Here is a 23,690-nt window from a genome sequence, read left to right as displayed (position 1 = left end):
CTCCTATTCGTTCGTTATTTTTATGTTTATTTGCTTTTTTGTTCATTTGCTTTGTTAGCGATTTGAACGCTGTTTAGCTTTTCGTAAATATCTACCAGGAATGTGATCTCCTCTTGATTTAAATGCGAGAAATAACGATGTAGCACTTCTTTCGCTTTTGCTTTCCCCTTATCAAGCGCCTGCTTCCCTACTTCCGTTACAGACACTAATACAGCCCTGCGATCCTTCTCGTCATTACAACGAGCTACGAAACCGTTATGAACCAATCGATCAATCATTACTGTCATAGCACTTGGTTTTACTTCCAGTAGCTCGGCTAGCCTCGTAGTTTTACAGGTACCTTCTTTTGAAATCAAGTACAACGTATGAAATTGCGGACCCGTTAAACCTAAATCCTTGTGTACCATAATCTCCATTCGAATTTTCTTAGTTGTACTACTTACCAATTCAAGTAAACGATCAATTTTTTGATCAAGCATATCCGTGTTGGGCATATTCTTATCCCCTTTCTATCTGCTGGTGCATGAACCTAGTTACAAATGATGTAAATAGTTCTTTCATGCACTTTTTATTTATTTGATTGTTTATTTATTAGATAACTTATTATTTAACGTGTTTAAATATAAAATGATATAACAAAAATGTCAAGGCTGTTTTTATGACCAAAAAAACCAAAAAGAACAATAAGACCATATTATTTTCTAATTTTCTAAAAAGTTTTACAATAACCACAGATAAGTAAAGCGCTTACACGAAAGGGAGTGAACTACCCATGAAAATATTGAAAAATTTGACGGTACAAGTAATCACAGGTGTTATTTTAGGTATTATAGTTGGGTTTATCTTCCCTGAATTCGGAGCTAAACTAAAAGTGTTAGCTGACGTCTTTATCAAAATGATTAAAATGGTTATTCCACCAATTGTTTTCTTCACAATTGTTCACGGTATCGCTAGTATGGGAGACATGAAAAAGGTTGGTAGAATAGGCGGAAAAGCCTTGCTCTACTTTGAAATTGTAACTACATTAGCATTAACAATCGGAATTATTGTTGTTAATTTTGTAAAGCCAGGTGTAGGAATTGATACATCGAATGCTGCTGGTGCAGATATTTCTAAATACACCTCATCTGCATCGGAAAGTAGCAGCTTCCTGGACTTTATCATCAATATCGTTCCTGACAACGTGGTAGGTGCGATGGCAAAAGGCGAATTACTCCCGATCCTGTTCTTCGCTGTCCTATTCGGTATTTCACTCACCGCAATGGGGTCACAAGCGAAACCCGTTCTCCAATTATTTGAAAAGCTAACCCAGGGATTCTTCGGTGTTGTTAACATGATCATGCGTCTATCTCCAATTGCAGCTTTTGGGGCCATGGCCTACACGATCGGTCAGTTTGGAATTAAATCATTGATTAACCTGGGTCTTCTGATGGGTTCCGTTTACCTGACCATGTTCTGCTTCATCATTGTAGTGTTAGGTCTTATCGCAAGAGCTTACAAATTTAACATCTTCTCCTTTATCCGCTACATTAAAGAAGAAATTTTATTGGTTGTAGGTACCTCGTCCTCTGAATCCGCTCTGCCTGGCATGATGCGCAAACTAGAAGCTTATGGTTGCTCCAAGTCAGTAGTAGGTCTGGTTATCCCAACCGGTTACTCCTTTAACTTAGATGGTACCTCCATCTACTTGTCCATGGGCGCCATCTTTATCGCTCAAGCGTATGGTATTGATTTAACGATCTGGCAAGAAATTACCTTATTAGCCGTCCTTATGCTTACTTCTAAAGGCGCTGCAGGTGTAACCGGTTCTGGTTTGATTACGCTAGCTGCCACATTAGCTGCTTTCCCCATGATTCCAGTTGAAGGAATCGCGCTATTAATCGGGGTAGACCGCTTCATGTCTGAAGCTCGTGCTGTGACTAATCTAATTGGTAACGGTGTTGCTACTATAGTGGTTTCCAAATCGGAAAAAGAGTTTCATCCAAACATCTCAAAAAATTCTGAAGCTACTATTGCTTCGTAATACAATCCATTCAGCATCAAGAACATAATCCTAACAAAACAATAGCAAAATCAAAAAGCGCTCTCTCCTCTTGAGGATAAAGAAGCGCTTTTTGTTATGAATAGGAAAGAAATTCAATTCTCTATTATTGCTGACTACTGTACTCCAAATAATCGGGACAAGTATGGGTTAAGAAATAATCCAGTGGGGTCCATCTGTTCACGAATAGCTAGAAATTGAGTCCACATCGGAAATCGATCTTGTAAATCCGCTGCCGTTAATTCATGTAATTTGCCCCAATGTGGTCTCCCATCATATTTTAGAAAAATGCGTTCCATTGCTTGAAAATAAGACTTATAGGGCATACCTTTGTACATATGCACGGCAATAAACGCGGAATCTCGCTTGTAAGCAGGGCTGAGCCAGATATCATCCCCTTTTACATAACGGCATTCAATAGGAAAATGGACAGCAAATCGATGTTCTTTTATACATGCCTCGATCTCTTTGATTACCTCGTTCATCTTATCAGCAGGCACACTGTACTCCATCTCACTAAATCGAACCCAGCGCGGTGTAGCAAACAACTCGTGACTTGCTCCCACCTCCTCTATAATAGGAACTGCTTTTGCAGAAAGTTTACTTACCGGGGCACACAATTGAGGAAATAGTCGACACACCTCGGATAGAATCCAGAACAAACCATTTTCAATAACTACTTTATTAAAATGATTCCATGCGCTATTTTTGGAAGCTGGCTTTTGAGTAGTTTGCATAAATTTCACTTGCACCGTATCAGTGTGGACAAACCAGTAAAACTCAAAATGACGATGGCTCTCATTAAACTCTGTCAATCGGTTTAAACAATCGTTTAAATTCATACGCTTGCTCTTATAATGAATATTGTAAGCTGGCAGTACACGTAGCTTCACTTTGACAATGATCCCAAGTGATCCAAGAGAGACTTGCAACGCGCGGAAGAGTTCAGGACGATGTGTTTCCGAGCATTCCAGTACATCGCCTCGGGCAGTTACTACAGTCAACCCTATTACTTGCGTAGAGATACTCCCAAATCGAATACCAGTACCATGCGTTCCTGTCCCAATAGCTCCTCCAATGGATTGGACATTAACATCCCCCAAATTCTCCTGAGAATAGCCTCGTTTGTGTAAAGATTCTCCCAAAAGCTTCAGCTTTGTTCCGGCCCAAACAGTGGCTGTCTGCTCATTATCATTGGTTTCTATAACCCCCTGTAAATCATCTAGTGACAAGAGAATTTGATCTGTTTCTACGAGCGCAGTAAAAGAATGTCCAGAACCAACTACACGAATGGTTTTCCTCTGTTGACTGGCTTCTTTTACAACTTGCACTACTTCCTCCATACTGGATGGATAGACCACTTGTTGTGGCGTGCTAGCAGAAAGCCCCGCCCAATTCTTCCATGGTTGCATTGCCACTGCTCTCATAGAAAACACCTGCCCTCTCCCCGATACGTCATCGCTTCCCCCACTATTTTTCCCTCACGAAGCAAGTGAAGTGCTGGAAAGCGCTCACATAATTCTCCTGCCTTACTGTGTCGAAAAAAGATAGGATCTCCGATTGAAAGTTCCTGCTCTCCTGTATAACGAACAGGCGTTTGCACCTCTCCCGCCCCTTCTAGGGATAATAATTTAGCTTTTGGTGGTAGATAGGGAGCTGGGAGTTTTTCTTTTCCTATTGATCCAGATGCCACATACCCTCCTCCCGAACAAGTATAGATATTGGGTTTTGGCTTTCGCACAATCTCAATAGCAAATCCGGCTGCTGGCTGTAAGCGAAACTCTCGGTAATAATCAAATAGAGCAGGAGCATAAAAACCAGAGCCTACCGTTACCTCTGTCACTGCGTCTTCTTGGCATGTGGATGTCATACTACCGGTACCCCCTCCATTACAAAAGCGAATGGAAATATTGTGTCGTTGCAACTCGTTATAAACACGGGCCCGCTTTTCTCTTATGGAACGAATGGAACGTTTTTTTAGATAAGATATAAAGCCATTTTTGATACTTTGCCCAGGCATGTTATCACCGACTCCAGCAATTTGGGCTTCATAGCTCATGATTCCATCCAAAACAAGCCAAGAAGAGGTTGCAATCCTCTCTACCACCTGCATCACTTCCTCTACCATGTGCAAAGGAGAACGATATACACCAAAGTGCAGACTAAAAAAAGGGACGGATGCATCCATGTCCACACAGAGCAACAGGGGTGTATCCATTTCTCTTGCCACTTCTTCTATCAAGCAAACATGCTCCAAGGAGTCGACCATCAAGGTGATTTGTGCGCCTTGTTGTACAGCTTGCGTGATCGAAAGTAACAATGATTTGTCCACTACGGGGTAGCCAAGTAACAAATCATCAAAACCGTTCTCCCATAAAAACAACGCTTCTGATGCCGTAAAACACATGATTCCTTGTAACATAGGGTGATAATTCAGTATACGGCGCAGCATGGGAACTGAACGAATCGACTTACTGGCAATTCGAATACGTTTCCCATTGCTCCTAGCCACAATCTCTGCCATATTTTGATCCAATAAATCTAAATCAATATAGGCAAACGGCTTTGGTATGTCAGCGAAAGCTTTTTGATACTGGTGATACCTGCTCATCGTCGCGTTCAAGAAGCCCACCTTCTTTAGCATCATTATATTAAAATATCTTTCTATTCAGTATATTTAACCAACTCCTTGGCACCTATAAATCCGCCATTCCACTTATACGTTTCTCCATACAATTTTATACGCCATACATACAAAAAGCAGCCATCCCCCCCAAAGAGAAAATGACTGCCTTTTGCTTAATGAAGCTGTAATGCTAGCAAGACAAAGTATAAGAAAAACATGAACGAGATGATCAAAAGAGGAAGAGGAATTTCTTTTCTTTTGCCCATCGCCAGTTTAACAATTGGATACGCCATAAATCCAAAAGCAATTCCATCCGCAATACTAGCTGTAAATGGAATCAGCACAATAATCAGGAACGCAGGCAAGCCTTCCGACATGTCACTGAACTTGATCTGACTGACACTTTGCATCATCAGACTACCAACTAAAATTAAGATGGGAGCAATCGCCGTATCTGGCACGTAACGAATGACAGGTATGCAAAAGATAGATATCAAGAATAGTACCCCTACCGTAATTGCTGTAATCCCTGTTTTCCCACCCGCAGCAATTCCCGCAGAGCTTTCCGCTGAGGACACGGTTGGACTCGTACCAAATAATCCAGATAGCATAGCTGAAATTCCGTTTGCTTGGAAAGTACGAGCAAATTTGCTTTCTGGAACCATGCTGTGCAAAAGACCCATGTTTTCAAAAACGATGACCATAGTCAAAGGAAACACAGCCAACCAAAATGCAGTTGTAGCTATGCCATCAAATGAAAGAGCACCAAAGACAGTTAGGTAAGTTGAAAAGGAGAAATCGCTCCCCTGATCAGCGCCACCTACCGTGCCAAGTGCAAGGGCAATTAGCGTGTTAATAATGATACTGATCAAAAAGCTCCCTTTTACATTGCGTACAAATAGCACTATGGCGATTACCAGACTGACTAATCCCAGCACCACCTTGATATCCCCTAGATCGCCTAGAGCTATAAACGTAGATGGATTAGGTACGATTAGACCGCCTTTTTGCAAACCAATAAAGGTAAGAAACAACCCGATTCCGACCGTCATTCCTTCTTTTAATGACAGCGGGATGCTTTTCGCTAAGAGTTTGGCAACTGGAGTAAAAGCAATCACGATAAACAAGACACCTGACATGAATACAACTGCCAAAGCGCTTTCCCATGACAATCCCATCGATTTGACGATGGTGTAGGAGAAAAACGCATTAATGCCCATACCTGGAACAAGCGCCACAGGAGCATTGGCCCAAAAGCCCATGATCAAACATCCGATGAAGGAAATAATAATCGTGGCTACAATACCTGCTTCCAGTGGTATCCCGGCATCTGACAAGATCAATGAATTAACAGCAATGATGTAGACAGCGGTGAAAAACGTGGTTAAACCAGCCAAAATTTCGTTACGAACAGTTGTTTGATGCCCTTTTACATCAAATCTTTTACGAAAAAATGAGTACAAAATAGGTTCCCTTCTTTAAGCAAAACAACCCCTCGGCCCACCCGTGCCAATTCACCCTAAAAAATGAGGGCAAGACACCTTTCCTTATAGTAGCAAAAAGAGAGAAAAAGAGTAAATAGGAAAATGTAAAAATGTACACGAAGGTGGAGTAATTTATGCTTAATTTATATGTAATCGTACTTCTCGCCTACTCATGTTATATAACTTTCCATTTTCGCTGTTTGTAATACCGCTTCAGCTTTTGTTCCTATCACAGAAGATAGATACCCTACTCTTCATTACCATTTGTTGTTCACTTTTATAAAACTCATATATCTGTTCCGCCTATTTTTCGTTCTTCATTTTCTGTCATCTTCTCTTTTCCGGCATCCACCTGACACGGACAAGTTTAACTAGCGACTATCTTCTTAGAAAAAGAGAGTCACATGTGTATGTATATTTTCACTCTTTTACAGCTACATATTCATGTCTCAGATGCAGAAAAACCAGTTATAACGCATTTTATGCATTACATTCTGTATACTTATTTTTGTATGTATTTTTATGCATGTGTATTCATATCTTGTATACTCAGGGTAAACCCTTCTTTTTCACTGTCCATTCTCAATTTATAGCGCAATTACATGTTTAATCATAATAAAATCATCACCTCCATACTGTTTACTAATAATAAAAATATCATCCCACTTTATATTTTATTTTTTCAGAATGTACAAAATTTAAATTGACTTCTCATTTCGAACTTCTTACAATAGAACAAACTTTAATTTTTCATCAAGAGTGGTGGAGGGACTGGCCCGACGAAACCCGGCAACCGGAACATAACGTTCAAGGTGCTAAATCCTGCAGAATCCAAAAGATTCTGAGAGATGAATGCTTGCGAATTACTTAACGCGACCTTCCTCTACTCAGAGGAAGGTTTTTTGCTGTTAAAAGCCTCCCATTAACGTTTTTATGCTATTACCTTTTACTAGAAAAAAGCTGAACTTCACTTAAAAAAGGAGTGGTTTTTTATGACAAAACCAGATTGGAAAAGAGAAACACTAGCCCTACATGGTGGCCAAGAGGCAGACCCGACTACTGGTGCTCGCGCAGTCCCCATCTACCAAACATCATCCTATGAATTCCGGGATACCAACCATGCCGCCAATCTGTTCTCGTTACAAGAACCTGGGAACATTTACACCCGCATCATGAATCCCACACAAGATGTTTTTGAGAAGCGGGTTGCCCTATTAGAAGGTGGTATCGGTGCGCTAGCTACTGCATCTGGTCAATCAGCCATTACATTTGCCTTGTTAAATATTGTTCAAGCTGGTGATGAAATCATTTCTTCCAGCAGTTTATATGGAGGAACATACAATCTATTTGCCCACACATTTGCGAAGCTCGGAATTACGGTGCATTTTGTTGATCAATCTAATCCAGACAACTTCCGAACAAAGATTACTGACAATACAAAAGCCTTCTTCTGCGAAACGATCGGTAATCCCCAAATGCATGTCGCCGATCTAACAGCTATTGCTACCATTGCTCATGAACATGACTTGCCTTTACTTGTTGACAATACTTTCGCCTCCCCTATTTTGTGCCGCCCAATTGAACACGGAGCAGATATCGTTATCCATTCTGCCACTAAATTTATAGGCGGGCACGGCACGTCTATCGGAGGCATTATTGTAGACTCTGGTAATTTTGATTGGAGTAAAGGTAAATTCCCTGGGCTTTCCACGCCAGATCCTACCTATAACGGGATTGTGTATACAGAAGCTGTAGGAAATGCTGCTTACATTATAAAAGCTCGTGTGCAACTACAACGAGATGTGGGTGCTACCTTATCTCCTTTTAACTCCTTTTTATTCTTACAAGGCTTAGAAACGCTCCATTTACGTATGGAACGCCATAGTCAGAATGCACTTGCTGTAGCCCAGTATCTAGAGCAACACCCCGATATCGAGTGGGTGAGCTATCCTGGACTTGCTAGCTCACCCACCTACGAACTGAGCCAGCACTACTTACCAGATGGCCATGGAGCCTTGTTAACTTTTGGCATCAAAGGAGGAGTAGAAGCTGGCAAAAAAGTGATTGAGTCTGTTCATTTGTTCTCTCATCTAGCTAATGTGGGAGACTCCAAATCACTGATCATTCATCCGGCTAGTACCACGCATCTCCAGCTCACTCCGGAAGAACAGACTAAGGCAGGTGTGACTCCCGGTATGATTCGTCTTTCTATCGGGACGGAAGCGATCAGTGATATTTTGCAAGATTTACAGCATGCAATACAAGCGGCTGTAGAAACGATACAAGTGTAGGAATGCTTTAAACGTTTTCTTTCAAGCACAAACACATAGAGACTCTTACTACAATATCCTAGATATCTTAGCCTCCTTTATCCCTTCTAGCCATCTTTTACATTTTCCCCATGTAATAAAAAAGGCGTGCTATACTGTTGCCAGTTGCGCGCCTTTCTCCTATTTTCTTATCTGGAACCATAAACATGGATCATCTCTTTATTTTTTTGAAATTTGAACATAAGAAATCTGTTTCACTGTGTATGTATCTTGTAGAGTTTTTTCCTTAATTACGCCTAGCTTAATCAGACTGTTTACTTTAGCCACATCCACTTTGGAGATAAGACGCCATACTTGTGGGTCTTCCACTGCTTTTAATAGGCTCTCCTCATCAAATTCTTTTTTCTCTTGTCGACTAATCTTCAGCCGATACTCCCCTACCTCAATCACACACGGCTCAGGATAGACAGCCAACAGAATTCGTCTCAACTCTTCTACTTCCTCTTCCAGCTCTTTTTGCTGTTGTTTAATCGCAAAATATCGAGCAATTGTAGATTCCATGTGCCCCTCCCCTTTCATCCTGACAACAATGTATGCAGAAAGGTCGCACGTAAGAACTGAAGGAAGAGAGTGAACATTCTTTTTTTCTTTTAGTTTGAAAGTTTCTGTTTATAGTATTTTCGCCCACAAAGGACAACAATCAAAACCAATAAAAAACTGATACCTCCAATGATACCCTTTGCAAGACCTTCTTTAATAAATAGATTCAGGAAGAATGTAGCCCCAACAATGAGTAGCAACAGATTTTGCGAGTGTTTACCAATGTAGTTCACTCTCTCTCTCCTCCTCCATATTAGTAAATAATGTTACGCTTACACACTCTATCTCCTCATTGTATCATAGTTATCTTGTTACTTCCCGACCAATACAAACACATTTCCATCTGGCGCTTCCATAACAGCTACATGACCACCTAATGAATTGGCAAACGGTGTGCGAATCCAATGGATAGCAGGATCGTCTTTCCATTGTTCATAGAAAGCAGGAACATCCTCCACAATAATTTCTGGCTCTATGAAATCTAGCTCTGGGTTGTCTTTCAACACAAGTTCTACCTGGCCTTCCACAAATCCCATACCAACTAGCTTCCATGGTTTTCCTGGGATTTGTTCAACCTCCCACTTTTTTACTACCCCCATTTTTTCATAGAAAACAACAGATGCTTCCAAATCTTTTGTATAGATAGCAAGACATTGTATTTGCTTAAACATCATTTATCTCCCCTTTCTGATTCCATTCTAGCTTCTAATAGTGACAACTTCTGACATAGTTCATGAAGTAGTAGGGAGATTTTTTAACAGATACACTACTAAAATCAATACTAAAAATTTTTAGGTCAATAGACGCAAAAAAACCAACTTATAAAAAAGTTGGCTTTTTTGGAAAAACTGTTACGAATAAGGACATTTAAAAAATTTGAAAATGAAAAGTACTAAGCAAATGCTTTTAGGAGATCAAGTACTAAAGGAATTACTGCTCCGATGAAACTGAGAACTGCTATTGCGATACTCATAATATCTCCCCCTTGAATACAAAGTAGAAAAATTCATTTTCTACTTTGATAATAACCCATTTCTGGAAATAAATCTAGAAAAATTTGTCTTACTAGATAAAAATGTGTGCACAAATTGAACAGTTCGATCAAAAATATGTAAATTATTCATTATTTAGGATCACAATACCATTATCGGAGCTACATGCCTATCCTTTCTAGTTAAACAAGCTGTTCCTTCGCAAGATGAAAATGTTTGAAATCTTTAATAAAATATCTGATTTTTTTCTCCATATTTTTTGTTACGTCCGGATCATCACTACTTAAAATCTTATTTACATACCGCTCTAACGTATCCTTTATTTCAAGTAACCAGTATGAATGTTTATTTTTCTTCAGCTCCTTTAAATCCTCTGCAAATGCTTCAGACAATAAACGAACGTTGGGTACATCTAGCCATTTGTAGACTAGAAAATGATCAGGTGTAAAATCCTTCCGGAAGTAAAGTCCTGGAACTTGATCCCAAAATGTTTCCCATTCTTTTATCAAACCTGCCTCATATAAAATAAACTTTAGAAATCCGCATAGCCAAGCCGTACAGCTCGTATTACGTTGTTGACAACCGACACCATGTTCTAAAAAACGACATCCCAAGCAGCAAGAGCCTCCATTTGGAATACAGACGGTACACAGGATATTAGCTCCTGCCCCATCCAGATATTCAAGACCCATTTCAATTACTTTTTGCTTTGTCGAACGGTTATCTAGGCTATTTGAAGGATCTGATGGATCTAATCCTTTATTCCTCGTAAGGGGGTCATGTAACGATATTTTAAGAGAGTCTAGCATTTGCCCCACCTTTCTTCTTTTTCATTTGTATAAAATAATATTTGATTATTTGAATCTATAAATATTACACTAGAAATGTACTCTTTTACAACTTGCTTATTATCTGTGTTATCTTATTCATATATTCTTATCTTTAAAACTTTTTAAGGAGTTTAGATAAATGAACCGTGAAATTCAACAATTTAAAGCAGAATTTTTTAAAGCGTTGGCTCATCCATTACGTATTCGAATCCTAGAAGTACTGTGTGAAGGTGATAAGAACGTTAATGAACTTCAGGCTATTTTAGGAACTGAAGGTTCTGCTGTGTCGCAGCAGTTAGCTGTCCTTAGAAATAAGAATGTAGTTAGTGGCACAAAAGAAGGGACTTCTGTGATCTATTCACTTAGAGACCCCCTTATTAAAGACCTTCTTAAGGTTTCCAAACAGATTTTTGACAATCATCTAGTAGACGCAATTTCTCTATTGAAAAACATACGAAATGAATAGGAATCCCCAAAAACAAGAGAATCTTTTAAGAAAAGATTTTCTTGTTTTTCGTTAGTAGACAGATTTTACGGAATCAATGAGCCCTTTTTCTACATTGACAAGAAACGATGAGCAGGTGTATATTCCCCTTATATTCAAATAATCAAATATATGAAAAAAGAAGGGTTCGAAATGAAGCTGTCGGGAAGATATGAACATTACAACGGTACTTATTTTCGACAAGATCTCATATCGGGATTAATTGTAGGTGTCATTGCCATTCCTTTAGGAATGGCTTTTGCTATTGCTGCTGGCGTTAACCCTCAATATGGGATTTACACAACAATCATTGCAGGTTTTTTTATTTCATTGTTTGGTGGATCTAGGTTTCAGATTGGCGGTCCTACAGGGGCTTTTATTCCGATTTTATTTGCGATTGTCATGCAATATGGATATGAGAACCTACTGATTGCAGGATTGTTAGCTGGAGTGATGCTGGTCCTGATGGGTATTTTCAAGCTTGGGGCACTTATCACCTTTATTCCGCGTCCTGTTACCATTGGTTTTACTGCTGGAATTGCTGTCATTATTTTTACTGGACAAATCTCAAACTTTTTAGGATTAACAGGTATTCAAAGGCATGAAGATTTTCTTTCCAATATGAAAGAAATTGGGATTCATCTCTCCACCATAAATCCATATAGTGTTATGACTGCAGTCATTTGTTTTGCTATTCTTTTTATCACACCAAAGCTTTTTCCAAAGGTACCTGGGTCACTCATTGGTCTTATCGTGTCTAGCTTATTTGCTGCGTGTTTTTTTGAAGGGAAAGTGGCCACAATTGGTTCTGCCTATGGTGCGATTCCAAGTACACTTCCAAGTTTTCATTTACCGGATATCACTTTGGATAAAATCGGGCAACTTCTTCAACCTGCCTTTGTGATCGCTTTACTCGGCGGGATTGAATCCCTCTTGTCCGCCGTAGTCGCAGATGGCATGACAGGTAATCGTCATAAAAGTAATCGTGAGCTAATTGGGCAAGGAATTGCGAATATTATTACCCCATTGTTTGGTGGTATTCCCGCAACGGGAGCCATTGCACGGACGGCTACTAATATTAAAAGTGGTGCTAAGAGTCCTGTCTCGGGAATGGTTCATAGTTTAGTCGTGTTGATCGTGTTAATGCTGTTTGCTCCGTGGGCTTCTACAATTCCTTTAGCAAGTATGGCACCCATCTTAATGGTTGTTGCTTGGAATATGAGTGAACGTAAAACATTTGCCCATGTAGTAAAAACAAAAACAAGTGATTCCTTTGTCTTAGTGATTACTTTTTTGCTTACCGTGCTAACCGATTTAGTAACTGCGGTTGAAGTAGGATTAATCTTGGCAGTTATTCTGTTTGTGAAACGAATGCGAGACATATTAACCGTCGCTAAGGTTTTGCCTGATCCTACCGTGAAGCATGAAAAAATGTCTCCTCATATGGTAAAAGAAGGACATGATTGTCCTCAAATAGCTGTGTTTACTGTGGAGGGAGCGCTATTCTTTGGTGCAGCCGCTATGTTTGAAACATCGATTATGGGCACCATTCATTACCGCCCTAAGATTTTACTACTTAAAATGGGAAAGGTCCCTTTTATGGATACCACTGGTGAATCCAATCTAGCAAATGTAGTCAACGATTTTAAAAACAATGGCGGAAAAGTTCTGATATCTGGGATTCAAACTCAACCAAAAGAAGTTCTGATAAAAACAGGTTTGGCAAATGTGATTGGTAATGAACACTTTTTTGAACATACAGGTGAGGCTATTGACTACGCGTTAACACAGTTAGATAAGCAAAAATGCTTAGGCTGTAAGCATTTTGCCTTTCGTGAATGTACTGTATTATCTGATCCCAATGTATCCACAGGTAACTCGGTTACAACAATCAATAGTTTTTCGGAATAGTACTAGAAATCAAGAACAATACCTCAGCTAAAGGACGGTTTTTTCTATGAAAAGAGAAAACTGTCCTTTGTATTTACAAATTCGTGCTCGCTTAGGCTGTGTTGATGTTCACTCACAAAAATTGACTGACTCTAGAATGATAGCTCGAAAAAAAGCGAAATTACACGGATATGGTAGATAATTGTGGAAAATGACATCATTTCTTTGTTCTTCCATTTGATTGGTAAAATACACGCAATACATTCCGTGTTATAATAGATCGTCGTGAAGGAAATGTCGTTCTAACGCCGATTTACACGAATGATGTCTTTTTTACTTTACAATTTGTTTGGACAAGCTTTTACGAAAGAGATAACAAGTAAAAAGCCCCCTAACTACAAGGGACTGTCCTGATTTCTTGAATGGGAGGGAATGGAATGAATCAAAGCTATATGGAACAAACAAAATCAGCCTCGGCGGCAGTAAGACCGTCAAAACAAAAACGATTAAGCATAACCAAACGTAAAGGAATTTTAGTTGCAGGCACTGTGTTACTCTGGGGAGGATTATGCTTCGGCGGCTTTCAGCTAGCACATAGTTATATCACTACTTCACAGGGTTATTTGGATCAACGAATTAGCATGGTGGAAGCTAAAAATGATGAGTTAATTAAGATGATTGAGACACAAATGGGAAATGTACAAACAGAGATGAATGGAATTAAAGAAGAATTAGCACTAACTGGTGAGACCATCTCTGGTACAGACAAAACAAAGCAAGCCCTGTCGGAACGGATCACCACCTTAGACAAACAATTGGCAGAACTGAAGGGCTCTCTGAAAAAACTGGAGGACGCTGCTCGTGCTTTCTAAGCTGAATCTGTTTTTTGCCTTATTGCTCGCTCCCCTTTGTGGGATTCTGCTTGCTTTTGCCGAGCCCTCACCCTTGGAAGCCAAAATGGACAAGCTATCGTTAAAAAGTGCTCAACTCGCTGTGCAAATATCGGAGTTGGAAACAGCATCTAACGAAACCAAAGACCTCTTGGCAAGTCTACGTAAAACGGCTGATCAAGATAAAAAAGAAGCAGAACAGCATCAGAAGCAACTTGATAATCTGGTAGCAGCTAGCAAAAACCAGACGAAACAATCTACTGGATTACTAGATGAAATCCTAGCTAACCTCTTAGGAGATCCGATCGGACAAAACTTCGGTAAGAATTCTCGGATCAAAGTTTACTCGCTAAAAGAAGCTGGGTATAGCGGCTATATGGCAAAGGTTCATCTGTTTAACCCCAATGCGCTGAAAATGGTATTGGCCAATGATAGCATCTACAGCAAAGGGGAAACGACTAGTCATGCGGCGAAACGAAAAGGTGCCGTTTTAGCAGTTAATGCGGGCGGTTTTGATAAACGAGATGGCAAGCTTGCCCCACTCGGTATTACAGTGGTAGATGGTCAGGTCAAAACATTTTCCAACAACGCGAATTTGAGTTTTGTCGGCTTTAACAAAAATGGTCAGTTGCATAGTGGTCGCCTTACGTCACAGGAGGAAGTGAAAAAGAACGGCATCATGCAGGGTGCAAGCTTCTTGCCAATCCTTTTAGAAAACGGTCAGAAAAAACCAATTCCAAAAGCATGGGCAAATCGTCGAGAGCCACGTACGCTGATCGGAAACTTTGAAAATGGGGATCTGCTATTTATCGTGATTGACGGGCGTAATAAAGGTGGTAGCAAAGGAGTTACCCTAGAAGAAGCACAACGTAAATTACTTGAGTTCAAGGTACGTGATGCATACAATCTGGATGGCGGAAGCTCTAGTGTCTTTTACTATAATGGTAAAGTGTTAAATCACCCTTCCAGTGGGCGTGAATTACCTTTGACCACCCATTTTGTGGTTCTTCCTTAGCTATCTTCATCTGTGTAACAACCCTATTTCTTAGAAAAACGCGTTCCTAGGCCGATGCCAAGCAGGAACGCGTTTTGTTTTGCGGTTTTTAGTTTCCTTGTAAGCTAATCCCTATCCCCTACAATTTTTTCTTGAAGTTGATTTGTGATTTGCTCTAGCATTTCAAAGTTTACCGTTTGCTTATTCTCATGAACGATTTGATCTCGTAACGATTTAGCTTGAACAAGATGCTCTTTTGCCTGTTTGACTGTATTATTATATTTCTCAACTATTGAATGTAATTGCAGAACGTATCTTTCGTCCGTAAATGGGGTAATAGCTCGCTCATACATATCAATGACCCGATCAGAGTCTCGCTCTAAATAATACTCATGAGGAGCTGTACTATCAAAAATCGCTACACGAGCTTCCGGTATAATGACCATGTCTAGACTATTTGGGTCAAGAGCACAATGATAAATCTCCATGTCAAACCCACGCTGTTTCGCTTCCTGAACCACTCTTTTTAACATCGTAGACTTCCCCGAACCTGGACGTCCTTTAATAAAAAATCGCACTACATCTTCAGTTAAGCTCATGATATGATCAACATTTCCACTAGGCGTAGCTGCACCAAAATAACATTCTTGCACATGCGATTTCTTCTCTAAAAAAATGTCTCCAAAGATCGTATTGCAGACTTCTTCTGCTGCAGCATTCGCTTTTTCAAAATCCAGATTGCTAATATAGATTCTTTCCCAATCATCATGAACAAACAAAGCTTCACGGTAGGCAGCATACGCTTGTTCTAACTCAGCGTCCATCTGCTGTTCGAGTTCTAGGTTTCTACTTTTTGATTGGGAAAGCCGTGATGAATCACAAGCTTGTTTTATATCAATAACAGTTAGTTTACATGAGGTTTTGTTGGTAACGGCCTTCTCATAAATGTTTCCATCCATAATGGCGATTTGTTGGGTAGGTAAAAGTAAAGCATCTATATCTTTCTGATCCCACGGAGAATGAACGACTTGCATCAAAATCCCCTGATCAGCCAACCTCTGTTGGAGTGTAGCAAGCACAGCTGACTTCCCCGTACCGATTGGACCGTCTATCACGTATAGATTTTTCATATCTTGCAAGATGGAATCGTAAAAACTGTAATAACCTCTAGAGGTATAGACAGCTGCGAAAATATGGCGTACATGGTTTGGCATATCAACAATCCCCCTCGTGTATTGTCATAGACGAACGACATCCATACTTGACACACGATTCTTGCCATATGGAGCCATTAAATTAACCCCCGAACACCTACAGGATGGTATCCGGTTGCTTTACTATATGCAGGCTCATGCCTATGTGTGTTGAAAATGTCCTTTACAATTTATCAAGGATCGGCTAAAATGTGCATGCATTTTGTACACAATTGAACAATTCAACTATGAATCATTTGGTAGACATGATACTAAGGCCAGTTGTGCTGATAGTCATGGAAAATGCAATACAATAACAAGGAGAATTTAGCTAGTAAGTAGGAGGAAAAATGAAACAATCTGTGGAGTTTTTACAATCTTTTTGGGCCATCAATCGCATCACGTCCCAATTGACCCAACAAGATGCTGCTCATGCTGGTCTTACCTTGCAACAGTTAGCCATTTTAAATGTCATTTGCTTTCATCCAGAGTTAAAAACATTAAAACAACTAACAGAGCGTTTGTTAACTGCCAAAAGCACCTTGAGTATCTCTATTGATGGACTGGTAACGCTTGGATATCTTACCCATGAACCTGCTACGGAAGACAGACGGGAAATCCTTTTATCCTTGACACCTGAAGGACAAAAGCTATCTCAAACTATAAACAGACACTCTTCTGCCCACCATGTTATGGAAACAGCCCTAGAAAACATGGACCCTGCAGATGTAGAGACCTTGCTCAGATTGCATAAAACCTTACTCACCAAGTTGCATAGTGTGAAAAAAGAAGTGCATTAATTGGGGCAGTACCAGCGCAGTGTAGCACGTTGGTACTGCCCCAACTTGTATTGGACGTATCAACTCTCCTAAAAATTCCTCTTTATTGTTGTTAGATCCACATCATTATGTATTGTATTCCTTCTTTGGGGCAAGCAAAAATTCATTTTAGAGAGCTTCCTCCTGTGTTCTCCCTACAGCCTGACTCATTATTCCTCAGCAAAAGAGATACTTTTGCATAATTCTCACCTATAAAATCAAATTTCTTCCTAATTTATAAAATTTTTTTAATTAATTTGCGTGTTTGTACATTCTTACAATCTTTTATTTGATTGAGCTTTGTCTTTCATGATTCATTTCTGATTTAAGTCTTTTCTATTGCTCCGCGATATGCTTTTTTTTAAAAAAATTAGGGGTTCTATCTAATGATACATACCGTTCCCTTAATAGTAGGAACAACATAAGATGTACTAGCACCAAAACCTTGTTCCATGAAAGTGGTGATTTGTTTGTCCTTTATTAACAAAATAGTAAACGGTGATTTTGAAACGGGAACCCTCATACCGTGGAGTTTTGAAAATGTAGCCATTAATTCGCTACAGAGTCATACCGGTTTTTTTAGTGCACGATTATTTGGAAATACAGCTAGTAGTTTATTGTTTCAAGCAGTACCCGTAACACCTGGAGATAGTTTTGAATTTTTTCTATCTATCGCAAAACTTGGGAACTTGGCTAGCCCACAAGTAAATATTGTCCTTTTCTATTTAGATGCATTAAATAACCCTATTAGTCTCGGACTGAACTTTACAATTCCGAGTGGTCATCTTCCCAATAACGCAAATAATAACTGGGCTACGATCTATGAAACAACTTCTGCAGTGCCGGCAACAGCGACTCAAGCTTTGCTTATTATCGAAAAGATTCCTACTCTATCAACAGCAGATATAGTTGTTGATGACATAGTATTATTGCAAACTAGTGCAGGAGTAGGCCCTACCGGCGCTACTGGTGCTACTGGTGCTACCGGTGATGTTGGTCCGACCGGGGCTACTGGCGACACTGGCCCTACTGGCGCTACAGGAGACGTTGGTCCGACCGGGGCTACTGGCGACACTGGCCCTACTGGCGCTACAGGAGACGTTGGTCCGACCGGGGCTACTGGTGACACTGGCCCTACTGGCGCTACAGGAGACGTTGGTCCGACTGGGGCTACTGGAGACACTGGTGCTACTGGGGCTACAGGAGACGTTGGTCCGACTGGGGCTACAGGAGACACTGGTGCTACTGGTGCTACAGGAGACGTTGGTCCGACTGGGGCTACTGGAGACACTGGTGCTACTGGGGCTACTGGAGACGTTGGTCCGACTGGCGCTACTGGAGACACTGGCCCTACTGGGGCTACTGGCGACACTGGTGCTACTGGAGCTACTGGAGACGTTGGTCCGACCGGGGCTACTGGTGACACTGGCCCTACTGGGGCTACAGGTGATGTTGGTCCGACCGGGGCTACTGGCGACACTGGCCCTACTGGCGCTACAGGTGATGTTGGTCCGACCGGGGCTACTGGTGACACTGGCCCTACTGGGGCTACAGGAGATACTGGCCCGACCGGGGCTACTGGCGACACTGGTGCTACTGGAGCTACTGGAGACGTTGGTCCGACCGGTGCTACTGGCGACACTGGTGCTACAGGAGCTACTGGAGACGTTGGTCCGACCGGGGCTACTGGCGACACTGGTGCTACTGGAGCTACTGGTGATGTTGGTCCGACCGGTGCTACTGGCGACACTGGTGCTACAGGAGCTACTGGAGACGTTGGTCCGACCGGTGCTACTGGCGACACTGGTGCTACTGGCGCTACTGGAGACGTTGGTCCGACCGGGGCTACTGGAGACGTTGGTCCGACCGGGGCTACTGGCGACACTGGTGCTACAGGAGCTACTGGAGACGTTGGTCCGACCGGCGCTACTGGAGCCACTGGAGACGTTGGTCCGACCGGCGCTACTGGAGCCACTGGCGATGTAGGTCCGACTGGAGCCACTGGTGATGTTGGTCCGACCGGGGCTACTGGCGACACTGGTGCTACTGGCGCTACTGGAGACGTTGGTCCGACCGGGGCTACTGGCGACACTGGTGCTACAGGAGCTACTGGTGATGTTGGTCCGACCGGGGCTACTGGCGACACTGGTGCTACTGGAGCTACTGGAGACGTTGGTCCGACCGGGGCTACTGGCGACACTGGTGCTACAGGAGCTACTGGAGACGTTGGTCCGACCGGGGCTACTGGAGACACTGGTGCTACAGGAGCTACTGGAGACGTTGGTCCGACCGGCGCTACTGGAGCCACTGGCGATGTAGGTCCGACTGGCGCTACTGGAGCCACTGGCGATGTAGGTCCGACTGGAGCCACTGGAGACGTTGGTCCGACCGGTGCTACTGGCGACACTGGTGCTACTGGCGCTACTGGAGACGTTGGTCCGACCGGCGCTACTGGCGACACTGGTGCTACAGGAGCTACTGGAGACGTTGGTCCGACCGGCGCTACTGGAGCCACTGGAGACGTTGGTCCGACCGGCGCTACTGGAGCCACTGGCGATGTAGGTCCGACTGGCGCTACTGGAGCCACTGGCGATGTTGGTCCGACTGGAGCCACTGGTGATGTTGGTCCGACCGGGGCTACTGGCGCTACTGGAGACGTTGGTCCGACCGGGGCTACTGGCGACACTGGTGCTACAGGAGCTACTGGAGACGTTGGTCCGACCGGCGCTACTGGAGCCACTGGCGATGTAGGTCCGACTGGAGCCACTGGTGATGTTGGTCCGACCGGGGCTACTGGCGACACTGGTGCTACAGGAGCTACTGGAGACGTTGGTCCGACCGGTGCTACTGGAGCCACTGGAGACGTTGGTCCGACCGGCGCTACTGGCGACACTGGTGCTACAGGAGCTACTGGAGACGTTGGTCCGACCGGCGCTACTGGAGCCACTGGAGACGTTGGTCCGACCGGCGCTACTGGAGCCACTGGAGACGTTGGTCCGACCGGCGCTACTGGAGCCACTGGCGATGTAGGTCCGACTGGCGCTACTGGAGCCACTGGCGATGTTGGTCCGACTGGAGCCACTGGTGATGTTGGTCCGACCGGTGCTACTGGCGACACTGGCCCTACTGGTCCAACTGGCGCTACTGGAGTAGCTGGAGTATTCTCTCCTGCCTATGGTCATTTCCAGCTAAGCAAAACTATGTTAATAAATCCAAATGGAGCTATTGCTTTTGACATTACTGGTCCAACTACAGGTGGAGTTGCACTAGCTAATTCAAGTACTATCAACATTACTCAGGGTGGAGATTATTCCATTTTTGTCCTTATGACAGTGAGTCCACTAAGCACATCGGAGCCAGAAAATATAGAAGTTGGTTTATTAATTAACAACATCGAAATTCCCGATTTTAAAACGAATACTACAATTTCAAATAGTGATTCTAATGGCCTTCCTATACAATTTTCAATAGATGCTATTGTGTCAATACCAGATAACTCTACACTTCAACTCAGAAATTTACTAAATAATTCTTTCACAATTAATAGTAACAGCGTGAATAGCGGTACAATTAAAATCATTAAATTAAACTAAACATTTTTGACTGGAAAGGCGATTATCTATATGTCGCCTTTCTTTTTTCTATCTAACATTACTTGACAGTTTCACATCTTCACATCTATATTGAAGTAAGCAAAATCGAAAGGGTGAACAAAAAGCCAATGATCTACTAATTCTATTTCAATGAAAATTTCGTACGATACGAAACACTTTCTGAATAGGATTAGTTCGGGCTTTTTTACATATGAGTAATGGAGTAATTACTGCCTTTATGAGGGATGTTATTTCCGTTCTTTATTAGTCTGCCTCCTCCTATCCTGAAAGTGGATAAGGAGGTTTTTTGTTGCTTAAAATAGACAATCTCTTCTCGTCCTCTATAACATTTTTAGTCTATTAACCATGAGTCATAAAGGAGTGGATAACATTGACAGGACCGAATCCGAATGTAAGATATCCGATGGAGGGATACCAAGGCTTACAGTTTATTAAGAATACCATCACCAAACCGAATATTATCGTTGGGGACTATTCGTACTACGACTGCCGAAACGGAGAGTTTGAAGATCAAGTATTACACCATTATGAAATGCATGGCGACCAACTGATCGTAGGAAAATTTTGTTCGATCGCTTCTGGAGTAACGTTTATCATGAATGGAGCCAATCATAAGATGGACGGCTTCTCCACCTATCCCTTCAACATTTTTGGCCAAGGATGGGAAAGGTTTACACCATCTTTGGAAGAACTACCATTTAAAGGAAATACCGTGATTGGAAATGATGTTTGGATAGGTATGGATGCTTGCATCATGCCAGGGGTGAAGATTGGAGATGGCGCGATCATTGCGGCCAAATCAGTTGTAACAAAAGACGTCCAACCTTACACTATTACAGGAGGTAATCCCTCCAGAGAGTTGAAAAAGCGATTTTCGGACGAAATCATTGCAGTCTTGTTGAATGTGGCGTGGTGGGAATGGGACATTGAAAAGATTTCATCTCACATTAATATCATTGTAAATGGAGATATTGAGGCATTACTACACGTAAAATAAGCTCTTTTTACAATAAACATATATGAAACGTAAAAACGCTAATCTCTCTCCATTCATTGGTAAGATTAGCGTTTTTGTCATTTCCATTTTTTAATATAGTAAATCATAGCTCCAAAGAGAACCAGAGCAACAATTCCAAAAAGTATTGCGTCTATGACAGCCTGAGACATTAAAAACTCTCCTTTTATATGAACACTCCCCTATTATAGTACAAAACAAATAGCGTGAACATTGCTAAACTTTTTAGAATACCTGTGTTCAAAAAAAACATCCCGAGCAAAAGCCTCTGTTTAATAAGAAAGTAGTGGCTTAAGTCGGGATGTGTCCTATCCGCTTATTCAGCTGGATGAATATTGTGTGGAGCATGATGACCCACATGATTACTAAACATACTGGCAGCAGATTGTTGATGCTCCCCATGAGAACTGTTATGATCCTGCGTTAGAGTTTGAAAAGGTTGAACCCCTACTCCCGTTGCCATATTTTGATTGCCAGCGTGCAAATCAATACCGGCTGTTGTTCCAGAGTAGTTTGCATACGTGTTTTGGGGTAACATCGATGAACTCGTTTGATCCGTGTGTTGAATTTGTGAAACCAGTTGTGGAGCTGATCTCATAGCTGATTGATTAACAAAGGGAGCAACCTGACCAAGTGATTGGTTCATGGTCGGCTGATATGTATTGATCATGGTCTGAGTGGTCATTTCCTTTAACGTAGCCACTTGATAATATCCTCGCTGGTTCATGTACTGCCACACTTCATATGCCATATCTGCACAATTCACGGCAGCTTGTGATAGAGCACGACGCAAGGTCGGATCTGCACATTCCAATGTCGCCATCATCTTATGAGTAGCTGCAGATTTATGTAAACCAAGCATACAACTAGCAATGTCCCGATCATCTATTTCCTGAGTAGAACTAGAAGGTGACACTGGAGCAGGTTGATGCAAACCATACGTAGGTTGTGCATATCCTATTCTTTTTATATGACGTTGTGGAATCGATTGCTGATAATTAGTCTTTTGCAAAATAGAGATGAGCACGTTATAGGATTGCAAATGAAATTGCAGTTGATTTTCAAGTATACTCATCAATTGTGGATCTCTAACATAAGAACGATACATATGCATATGATTACTAGTGTTAATCATGCCATCTAAGACTTCATGTAAATCTAGTACCTCATGTGCACCTAATCCTGCAGCCATACATTAAAACCCCCTTGGTTAAAAGTAGAAAATCAGAGTCATACCCATACTAGGCTTTCCTGATTCTCCTGTTTTTATGACCAGAGAGGGCTTTCTTTTATGAAAAATATTCGCTATGCAGTTGAGTCAATTGTTGTAAGGCTCGATTAGCATACTCATCGCCGCGCTCTCGTAATTGTTTTTCTTGTTCTTGCAACGCTTGGCGTAAAGAATCAAGATAGGTTGGCACATTGCCTTCAAGAAAAGGACGTAACACGACTGTTGGCACATATACTTTCTCAAGATAAGCCATAGCTTTTCGCTGATGAAACAACGGTACATTCGTTTGATACAAATTATGTAAGTCACCTTGTGTAGGATGAGTAACTACTGCTAACGTTTTAACCAACGCTTTACTCGGCGTTAATTCCATAATCTCGCTGATATACTCACCCGTTCGATGCTTCACTATAACGATATCACCTAGTTGTAAAGATTGCTCTGTCATAATGCTACACCTGCTTTCTTCGTTTGTTCCCTAGCGGAGAAACATAAACCAGCCAATAATGAACACACAAAGGACCATCAAACCAATAAAGGTAAAAATAACCAGTTTGGCTTCTTTATTTACTTTAGGCTCTGTAGGCTGGTTTTGTGGTTGTTGATCCTGGTTTTGTGACATGTGAATCTCCCTCCGTCATCTTTTAATAGCTGATTCTCCTATTGTAGCAGATGTGGGTAGGATACGAACAGGTAGCAACTTTTTATGTAAAAAAGC

General features: G+C 41.7%; 20 protein-coding genes and 1 riboswitch. Of the genes, 9 read left to right on the top strand and 11 right to left on the bottom strand.

Going from position 1 to position 23,690, the window contains the following annotated elements:
* Window positions 1-26 precede the first annotated feature (26 nt).
* Complete coding sequence (locus EEL30_17410) at window positions 27-494, bottom strand: MarR family transcriptional regulator (protein QDX93917.1); 468 nt, start codon at window positions 492-494, stop codon at window positions 27-29.
* A gap of 278 nt (window positions 495-772) precedes the next feature.
* Here EEL30_17410 and EEL30_17405 point away from each other — a divergent pair, with 278 nt between their 5' ends.
* Window positions 773-2,023 carry a dicarboxylate/amino acid:cation symporter gene (locus tag EEL30_17405; GenBank protein QDX93916.1) on the top strand — a complete coding sequence of 417 codons (1,251 nt, stop codon included), beginning with the start codon at window positions 773-775 and terminating at the stop codon, window positions 2,021-2,023.
* A gap of 134 nt (window positions 2,024-2,157) precedes the next feature.
* Here EEL30_17405 and EEL30_17400 read toward each other — a convergent pair whose 3' ends face one another.
* From EEL30_17400 to EEL30_17390, 3 genes are all read right to left on the bottom strand, one after another.
* A complete protein-coding gene (locus tag EEL30_17400) occupies window positions 2,158-3,468 on the bottom strand; it encodes an FAD-binding protein (protein ID QDX95802.1) in 1,311 nt (436 codons plus the stop codon).
* Complete coding sequence (locus tag EEL30_17395) at window positions 3,465-4,652, bottom strand: amino acid deaminase/aldolase (GenBank protein ID QDX95803.1); 1,188 nt, start codon at window positions 4,650-4,652, stop codon at window positions 3,465-3,467. The genes EEL30_17400 and EEL30_17395 overlap by 4 nt, the downstream gene beginning before the upstream one ends.
* Window positions 4,653-4,840: 188 nt before the next feature.
* The gene (locus EEL30_17390; GenBank protein QDX93915.1) at window positions 4,841-6,130 is read right to left on the bottom strand and encodes an NCS2 family permease; all 1,290 of its coding nucleotides are present in this window, start codon (window positions 6,128-6,130) and stop codon (window positions 4,841-4,843) included.
* Between the two features lie 768 nt (window positions 6,131-6,898).
* A riboswitch (SAM riboswitch) is annotated at window positions 6,899-7,006 on the top strand.
* A 137-nt stretch (window positions 7,007-7,143) separates the two neighbouring features.
* On the opposite strand from EEL30_17390, the gene EEL30_17385 reads away from it, so the two are divergent.
* Window positions 7,144-8,442: a homocysteine synthase gene (locus EEL30_17385; GenBank protein QDX93914.1), complete on the top strand. Its 1,299-nt coding sequence runs from the start codon at window positions 7,144-7,146 to the stop codon at window positions 8,440-8,442.
* 198 nt (window positions 8,443-8,640) lie between these two features.
* On the opposite strand, the gene EEL30_17380 is transcribed toward EEL30_17385, so the two are convergent.
* The 4 genes from EEL30_17380 to EEL30_17365 all read right to left on the bottom strand — a co-directional run bounded on the left by EEL30_17380 (window position 8,641) and on the right by EEL30_17365 (window position 10,822).
* The gene (locus EEL30_17380; protein ID QDX93913.1) at window positions 8,641-8,982 is read right to left on the bottom strand and encodes a hypothetical protein; all 342 of its coding nucleotides are present in this window, start codon (window positions 8,980-8,982) and stop codon (window positions 8,641-8,643) included.
* A gap of 89 nt (window positions 8,983-9,071) precedes the next feature.
* A complete protein-coding gene (locus tag EEL30_17375; GenBank protein QDX93912.1) occupies window positions 9,072-9,254 on the bottom strand; it encodes a hypothetical protein in 183 nt (60 codons plus the stop codon).
* Window positions 9,255-9,332: 78 nt separating this feature from the next.
* On the bottom strand, window positions 9,333-9,692 hold the full coding sequence (locus tag EEL30_17370) for a VOC family protein (protein QDX93911.1): 360 nt from the start codon (window positions 9,690-9,692) through the stop codon (window positions 9,333-9,335).
* A gap of 503 nt (window positions 9,693-10,195) precedes the next feature.
* Window positions 10,196-10,822 (bottom strand): hypothetical protein, encoded by a 627-nt coding sequence (locus tag EEL30_17365; protein ID QDX93910.1) that lies wholly within the window; start codon window positions 10,820-10,822, stop codon window positions 10,196-10,198.
* Between the two features lie 160 nt (window positions 10,823-10,982).
* Here EEL30_17365 and EEL30_17360 point away from each other — a divergent pair, with 160 nt between their 5' ends.
* From EEL30_17360 to EEL30_17345, 4 genes are all read left to right on the top strand, one after another.
* A complete protein-coding gene (locus EEL30_17360; protein QDX93909.1) occupies window positions 10,983-11,309 on the top strand; it encodes an ArsR family transcriptional regulator in 327 nt (108 codons plus the stop codon).
* A 171-nt stretch (window positions 11,310-11,480) separates the two neighbouring features.
* Window positions 11,481-13,238, top strand: coding sequence for a sulfate permease (gene sulP, locus EEL30_17355; GenBank protein QDX93908.1), 1,758 nt, complete (start codon window positions 11,481-11,483; stop codon window positions 13,236-13,238).
* 416 nt (window positions 13,239-13,654) lie between these two features.
* The gene (locus tag EEL30_17350) at window positions 13,655-14,089 is read left to right on the top strand and encodes a hypothetical protein (protein ID QDX93907.1); all 435 of its coding nucleotides are present in this window, start codon (window positions 13,655-13,657) and stop codon (window positions 14,087-14,089) included.
* Window positions 14,079-15,122: a phosphodiester glycosidase family protein gene (locus tag EEL30_17345; protein ID QDX93906.1), complete on the top strand. Its 1,044-nt coding sequence runs from the start codon at window positions 14,079-14,081 to the stop codon at window positions 15,120-15,122. The genes EEL30_17350 and EEL30_17345 overlap by 11 nt, the downstream gene beginning before the upstream one ends.
* 104 nt (window positions 15,123-15,226) lie before the next feature.
* Here EEL30_17345 and EEL30_17340 read toward each other — a convergent pair whose 3' ends face one another.
* Entirely contained in the window at window positions 15,227-16,315 is a 1,089-nt protein-coding gene (locus EEL30_17340; GenBank protein QDX93905.1) for a hypothetical protein, read from the bottom strand.
* Between the two features lie 329 nt (window positions 16,316-16,644).
* Here EEL30_17340 and EEL30_17335 point away from each other — a divergent pair, with 329 nt between their 5' ends.
* The 3 genes from EEL30_17335 to vat all read left to right on the top strand — a co-directional run bounded on the left by EEL30_17335 (window position 16,645) and on the right by vat (window position 21,723).
* Window positions 16,645-17,094 (top strand): MarR family transcriptional regulator, encoded by a 450-nt coding sequence (locus EEL30_17335; GenBank protein QDX93904.1) that lies wholly within the window; start codon window positions 16,645-16,647, stop codon window positions 17,092-17,094.
* A gap of 470 nt (window positions 17,095-17,564) precedes the next feature.
* Window positions 17,565-20,705: an NTTRR-F1 domain gene (locus EEL30_17330; protein QDX93903.1), complete on the top strand. Its 3,141-nt coding sequence runs from the start codon at window positions 17,565-17,567 to the stop codon at window positions 20,703-20,705.
* A gap of 391 nt (window positions 20,706-21,096) precedes the next feature.
* Complete coding sequence (gene vat / locus EEL30_17325) at window positions 21,097-21,723, top strand: Vat family streptogramin A O-acetyltransferase (GenBank protein QDX93902.1); 627 nt, start codon at window positions 21,097-21,099, stop codon at window positions 21,721-21,723.
* A 334-nt stretch (window positions 21,724-22,057) separates the two neighbouring features.
* On the opposite strand, the gene EEL30_17320 is transcribed toward vat, so the two are convergent.
* Window positions 22,058-22,933 carry a spore coat protein gene (locus EEL30_17320; protein QDX93901.1) on the bottom strand — a complete coding sequence of 292 codons (876 nt, stop codon included), beginning with the start codon at window positions 22,931-22,933 and terminating at the stop codon, window positions 22,058-22,060.
* A gap of 97 nt (window positions 22,934-23,030) precedes the next feature.
* Window positions 23,031-23,420, bottom strand: coding sequence for a kinase (locus tag EEL30_17315; GenBank protein ID QDX93900.1), 390 nt, complete (start codon window positions 23,418-23,420; stop codon window positions 23,031-23,033).
* Window positions 23,421-23,690 lie beyond the last annotated feature (270 nt).

Origin of the sequence: Brevibacillus laterosporus (assembly GCA_007833815.1) — a bacterium.
Classification (GTDB): domain Bacteria; phylum Bacillota; class Bacilli; order Brevibacillales; family Brevibacillaceae; genus Brevibacillus_B; species Brevibacillus_B laterosporus_D.
Note: the sequence above shows the minus strand (reverse complement) of the source record. Positions and strands in the feature narration are given on the sequence as shown.

What these genes read in the sequence shown, in the direction of transcription:
- EEL30_17410 (QDX93917.1), bottom strand. Translation starts at nt 494, where the DNA reads ATGCCCAACACGGATATGCTTGATCAAAAAATTGATCGTTTACTTGAA.
- EEL30_17405 (QDX93916.1), top strand. Translation starts at nt 773, where the DNA reads ATGAAAATATTGAAAAATTTGACGGTACAAGTAATCACAGGTGTTATT.
- EEL30_17400 (QDX95802.1), bottom strand. Translation starts at nt 3,468, where the DNA reads ATGAGAGCAGTGGCAATGCAACCATGGAAGAATTGGGCGGGGCTTTCT.
- EEL30_17395 (QDX95803.1), bottom strand. Translation starts at nt 4,652, where the DNA reads ATGAGCAGGTATCACCAGTATCAAAAAGCTTTCGCTGACATACCAAAG.
- EEL30_17385 (QDX93914.1), top strand. Translation starts at nt 7,144, where the DNA reads ATGACAAAACCAGATTGGAAAAGAGAAACACTAGCCCTACATGGTGGC.
- EEL30_17380 (QDX93913.1), bottom strand. Translation starts at nt 8,982, where the DNA reads ATGGAATCTACAATTGCTCGATATTTTGCGATTAAACAACAGCAAAAA.
- EEL30_17370 (QDX93911.1), bottom strand. Translation starts at nt 9,692, where the DNA reads ATGTTTAAGCAAATACAATGTCTTGCTATCTATACAAAAGATTTGGAA.
- EEL30_17365 (QDX93910.1), bottom strand. Translation starts at nt 10,822, where the DNA reads ATGCTAGACTCTCTTAAAATATCGTTACATGACCCCCTTACGAGGAAT.
- EEL30_17360 (QDX93909.1), top strand. Translation starts at nt 10,983, where the DNA reads ATGAACCGTGAAATTCAACAATTTAAAGCAGAATTTTTTAAAGCGTTG.
- sulP (QDX93908.1), top strand. Translation starts at nt 11,481, where the DNA reads ATGAAGCTGTCGGGAAGATATGAACATTACAACGGTACTTATTTTCGA.
- EEL30_17350 (QDX93907.1), top strand. Translation starts at nt 13,655, where the DNA reads ATGAATCAAAGCTATATGGAACAAACAAAATCAGCCTCGGCGGCAGTA.
- EEL30_17340 (QDX93905.1), bottom strand. Translation starts at nt 16,315, where the DNA reads ATGCCAAACCATGTACGCCATATTTTCGCAGCTGTCTATACCTCTAGA.
- EEL30_17335 (QDX93904.1), top strand. Translation starts at nt 16,645, where the DNA reads ATGAAACAATCTGTGGAGTTTTTACAATCTTTTTGGGCCATCAATCGC.
- EEL30_17330 (QDX93903.1), top strand. Translation starts at nt 17,565, where the DNA reads ATGAAAGTGGTGATTTGTTTGTCCTTTATTAACAAAATAGTAAACGGT.
- EEL30_17320 (QDX93901.1), bottom strand. Translation starts at nt 22,933, where the DNA reads ATGGCTGCAGGATTAGGTGCACATGAGGTACTAGATTTACATGAAGTC.
- EEL30_17315 (QDX93900.1), bottom strand. Translation starts at nt 23,420, where the DNA reads ATGACAGAGCAATCTTTACAACTAGGTGATATCGTTATAGTGAAGCAT.